Origin of the sequence: thiotrophic endosymbiont of Bathymodiolus puteoserpentis (Logatchev) (assembly GCF_900127505.1) — a bacterium.
Lineage (GTDB): Bacteria > Pseudomonadota > Gammaproteobacteria > PS1 > Pseudothioglobaceae > Thiodubiliella.
The window spans coordinates 3,849-8,456 of record NZ_UEXF01000019.1 but is presented as its reverse complement, the minus strand read 5'-3'; the positions used below and the strand labels follow the sequence as shown (position 1 = coordinate 8,456).

Sequence of the window (4,608 nt, the reverse complement as noted above, 5' to 3'; positions counted from 1 at the left end):
TTGGCAAAGTAAGTGTTACAGTCAAGATTTTCTGCTAGCTTTTCATGCCAACTAAACTCCCTGCCATTGTCAAAAGTCAAGGTTTTGACCCAATGTTTAAGTGGAGTGAGTCGTTTATTGATAGCGTCATTTGCATTTTGTGCGGTTTTGTTGACAATGGGTAGTGCAAGATATAGCCTACTCTTACGCTCAGCAAGAGTGGCAAAGCCACCTTTGTGTCCTTTACCAATAACCAAGTCAACTTCCCAGTCGCCAATGCGAGTGCGAGCATCAACAATACTGGGGTGCTCATCAATGTCAATGCGATTAGGTATCCTACCTCGATAATCATTTTTGCCATAGCGTTTTCGATATTTCTTATGCTGATGGCGTAGGTATTTGTAAAGCGCTCCGCCTACCGCTTTGTCTTGCAAGACAAAGCGGTAGGCGGTTTCAGTGCTAATTTTAATCTTTTTATCTAATTCCAAGCGTCCCATGATTTGTTCAGGACTCCAATATTCTTTTAGCTTTTCACTAATGTAATTTTTAACACAATCTGTGAGTTTGATGGCTTTATTTTTTTTGATGTCGTTCGTCAGCAAGCCTGTTGGCTTGCTTATGGCGATAGCCTCTTTTGCCAGTATTGCGAGATAATTCTCTAGAAATAGTTGATTTGTTTCTACCCATTGATTTGGCAATAAAGGTTTGGTTGTATCCTTGTTTGTTTAGCAGGTAAATATGGTATCTTTGTTCGCAGGTCAATTGTGTATATTTTTGCATGTTTCACTCCTTTTTCTTGTCGGATTAAAGAGTGGTTAATATACCCTTTGGCCGACTAATTGAGTGTTGCACTTATGATGTGAATCTAAGGAGTTTTGCTCTAAATGCGTGTTGATTTATTCTAGTAGAAGCTCTAGGAGATTCTCGCAATCACCTCTATACTATCGCCACTAAAGTGGTTCAACATGGCAGACAAGTGATTGTTAAGTGCCAAGCATAATATTATGACCCCAATCCAAAAATAGAAACTAAAAAAACACAGCAAGCCCAGTTGGTATAATAGTTTCAACCAAAAAACTGTTTCACCCATTGGGTGAAAACAAAAAGATAACAACACCTTTTTTATACACAACTAAACTTTACTGCGTTTATGGATATTTTAAACTACAAACTTGATACTACCAAAGAACTTTTAACCTCTCGTATTGGACTACTTGCCACTGCCCATACAATTAACACACTTAATTTATCCAATGTCATTGACAAGCACTTCCCAGCACTAGGCAGCAATCGTGCCCTTAAAGCCTCAATCTTTATCAACACCTTAGTATTAAGCCAGCATGAAGGTGGTAAGTGCTTAGACGATGTTACTCATATTGCCAAAGACAAAGCCTTGGGTATGCTGATTAACCAACAAACACCAACCGCGCAAGCCATCGGCACTTGGCTAAGACGTTTGGGTAAAGACAATCAAGGTATTAAAGCTTTATCAAAAATTAACAAAACTTTACTTAGTGCTGCCTTATGCAATTGCAAAAACATTACTCTTGATATTGACGCCTCTGAAGTGATTGCTAATAAAACAAGTGCTCAGTGGACTTATAAAGGCAACAAAGGCTACATGCCCATGGTAGGACACATTGCGCAAACCTCTCAGATTGTTGCCACTGACTTTAGGCAAGGCAATACTTCTCCAGCAAAAGATAATCTTGAGTTTATTAAACACTGTCAAAAGGCACTACCAAAAGGTGTTAAAGTCAACAAACTACGCATTGACGGTGCAAGCTATCAAGCTGGCATTATTGATTTTTGTTTTGACAAAAACATCGGGTTTGCCATCAGGGCAAAGATGTGCAAATCCCTCAAAGATATTATCATTGACAAAAATAATAATTGGCAAGCTTTGCGTAACAAAGATGGCAAAACAATTAAGGCACAAGAAACCTTTAGAATGCAACACTTTATCGGCAAAGATGGATCCGTTTTTGATTTAGTGGTGCAAAGAAAGTTAATCAAAGGGCAGAGCGAGATGGACTTAGGTGTAGATATAAATAATGCTATTAATGACAGCGACCAAAGTCTTGCTATTGGTGAATATGTTTATCGAGCCATTGCCACTAATCTTGAGGGTTTAACTGATAGTGAGATTATCCATTTTTACAACCAACGAGGTGAAGACAGTGAAAACCGCATTAAAGAGTTAAAGAATGACTTTGGTGCAAGACAAATGCCTTGCGCTGATTTTAATGCCAATGCCTTGTATTTTGATATTTGTAGCCTGTCTTACAATTTGTTTGCTTTAATGCGACAACTGCTACCGCTTGAGTTTGCCAATAAAAGAGCAAAATATGTGCGCCATCGTCTTTACGCTATTGCTGCCAAGGTTGTTCAACATGGTAGGCAGGTGATTGTTAAATGCCAAGCACAATATTATGATTTACTCAATCAAGTATTAAACAGTATCAAGGCATTTAGACCTGTATTAACCTGAACTAGTACCTTAGTACCATGAGTGCTTTTATTAAGTAAGGACGACGCTCGTCTAAAAATCAGAAAAACCAATGAAAAACTGTTTGAACAAGCTTATAACACTTCTGATTAGTTGACTGTTAGTAATAATCATAGACTGGCTGGTTGAAAAGTAGTTTTTTATGTGAGAAAATTATTTTTTGGATTTTTTGGTTCTATTTTTGGATTTGGGTATGACTTACTTACTCAGGTGCTAAACAACATCAAAGCGTTTAAGTCGTTGCTATCTTGATTTAAACGAACAACAAAACAAACTCTGCCTAAAAAAAGGAGACTTAAGCACACCTGAAAAACCCAAACGATCCAAAATATCGAATAATTTGTGCTGATCTTATCAACTTGGGAATATTGTCTGTATTTTTATGGATGCAAGACTTGAATGGGGTGGTTTTTTAGGATTTTGATTGGTATTTTTTGGGTTGGGTGGTTCTATTTTTGGATTTGGGTTCACATTTATACAAAGCTCTCTTATGGTTTGCGGTAAAATTTTTTATTATTTTTTTATCAACTAGCCATGTCACTACAAGACTTAGATGCCGCAATTTCGTTTCAAAATTTAATCTTAAAACTACAATTATTTTGGGCATCAAAGGGTTGCACACTGCTGCAGCCCTTTGACATGGAAATGGGTGCAGGTACTTTTCACCCTGCCACTTTTTTAAGAGCCATCGGCCCTGAACCTTGGAAAGCAGCGTATGTACAACCCTCTCGTCGTCCAACTGACGGGCGTTATGGCGAAAATCCAAATCGCTTACAACATTATTATCAATTTCAAGTGTTACTTAAGCCATCGCCTAAAGATATTCAGGATTTATATTTAGAATCTTTGAGTGAGATCGGACTTGATTTAACCAAGCACGATGTACGCTTTGTTGAAGACAACTGGGAATCACCAACACTAGGTGCTTGGGGGCTAGGCTGGGAAGTTTGGCTTAATGGCATGGAAGTCTCGCAATTTACTTATTTCCAGCAAATCGGTGGTTTGCCTTGTAAGCCTGTATCAGGAGAACTCACTTATGGGCTTGAACGCTTAGCAATGTATCTGCAAGGCGTAGACAGTGTTTATGATTTGGTGTGGGTTGATAGGGTTAGTTATGGTGATGTCTTTCATCAAAATGAGGTTGAACAATCAAAATATAATTTTGAAATTGCCGACATTGATGTCCTGTTTAAACAATTTGACGAGGCAGAAACAATGAATGAAAAACTCATCGAACAAGCACTGCCTTACCCAGCGTATGAGCAAGTAATGAAAGCATCACACTTATTTAACTTACTTGATGCGCGTCACGGTATTAGCGTCACAGATAGAGCGCGTTTTATTCGTCGTGTGCGTTCAATGAGTCAGAAAGTAGCTAAGGCGTATTACGATTCGCGTGAAGCACTTGGTTTTCCAATAAAGTAAATTAAATTTTATGCAAATATTTTCTAAACTTTATCATAAGACGCTAGACTGGGCACAAAGTAAACACGCTGTTTACTGGTTGTCTTTAGTAAGCTTTACAGAATCTTTTATACTGCCCTACCCACCACCTGATATCTTACTTGCGCCTATGGTGCTTAAAAAACCAGAGAAAATCTATCAATTTACATCAATTTGCACAATTCTATCTGTATTAGGCGGTGTGGTTGGTTATTTTTTAGGTGCATTATTGATAGATATCATTCAACCATTGTTGGTCAAATTACATTATGTTGATAAACTTGAAACAGTTAAAGAGTGGTTTACAGAATATGGCATTTGGATTGTGGCAATTGCAGGATTTTCACCAATGCCCTACAAAATATTTACCATCGGTGCAGGTATTGCCAATATGGCACTTTTACCGTTTATACTAATATCATTGCTAGCCAGAGGTGCACGGTTTTTCTTAGTGGCATTTTTTGTTAAGAAATTCGGTGATACCTGTGATCTTTGGCTAAAAAAATACATTGACCGTCTAGGTTATATTTTGATTATCATCATTGCATTAGGGTTGTGGTATGCTAAATAAACTGATTATTGTTTTTATCTCTCTGATGCTTACCAGCTGTTTTTTTGAAAAAGCAAAAGAACCAGTGGTTATTATTGATAAGTCAATAGGTCAAGAACCTATAGAC

Annotated in this window: 4 protein-coding genes and 1 pseudogene; 3 read left to right on the top strand and 2 right to left on the bottom strand. The window is 37.7% G+C overall.

Annotated features, from left to right (window positions below; translation table 11 throughout):
* A pseudogene (locus tag BHECKSOX2_RS02010) lies at positions 1 to 545 on the bottom strand (IS30 family transposase); the annotation flags it as partial.
* 7 nt (positions 546 to 552) lie between these two features.
* Complete coding sequence (locus BHECKSOX2_RS02005; RefSeq protein ID WP_139682246.1) at positions 553 to 759, bottom strand: helix-turn-helix domain-containing protein; 207 nt, start codon at positions 757 to 759, stop codon at positions 553 to 555.
* A 370-nt stretch (positions 760 to 1,129) separates the two neighbouring features.
* Between BHECKSOX2_RS02005 and BHECKSOX2_RS02000 the strand changes: the two genes are divergently transcribed.
* From BHECKSOX2_RS02000 to BHECKSOX2_RS01990, 3 genes are all read left to right on the top strand, one after another.
* Positions 1,130 to 2,470 (top strand): IS1380 family transposase, encoded by a 1,341-nt coding sequence (locus BHECKSOX2_RS02000; RefSeq protein ID WP_139682245.1) that lies wholly within the window; start codon positions 1,130 to 1,132, stop codon positions 2,468 to 2,470.
* A 552-nt stretch (positions 2,471 to 3,022) separates the two neighbouring features.
* Positions 3,023 to 3,913 (top strand): glycine--tRNA ligase subunit alpha, encoded by an 891-nt coding sequence (gene glyQ, locus BHECKSOX2_RS01995; RefSeq protein ID WP_139682244.1) that lies wholly within the window; start codon positions 3,023 to 3,025, stop codon positions 3,911 to 3,913.
* Positions 3,914 to 3,923: 10 nt separating this feature from the next.
* Positions 3,924 to 4,502, top strand: coding sequence for a YqaA family protein (locus tag BHECKSOX2_RS01990; protein WP_090715943.1), 579 nt, complete (start codon positions 3,924 to 3,926; stop codon positions 4,500 to 4,502).
* The last annotated feature ends 106 nt before the right edge of the window (positions 4,503 to 4,608 follow it).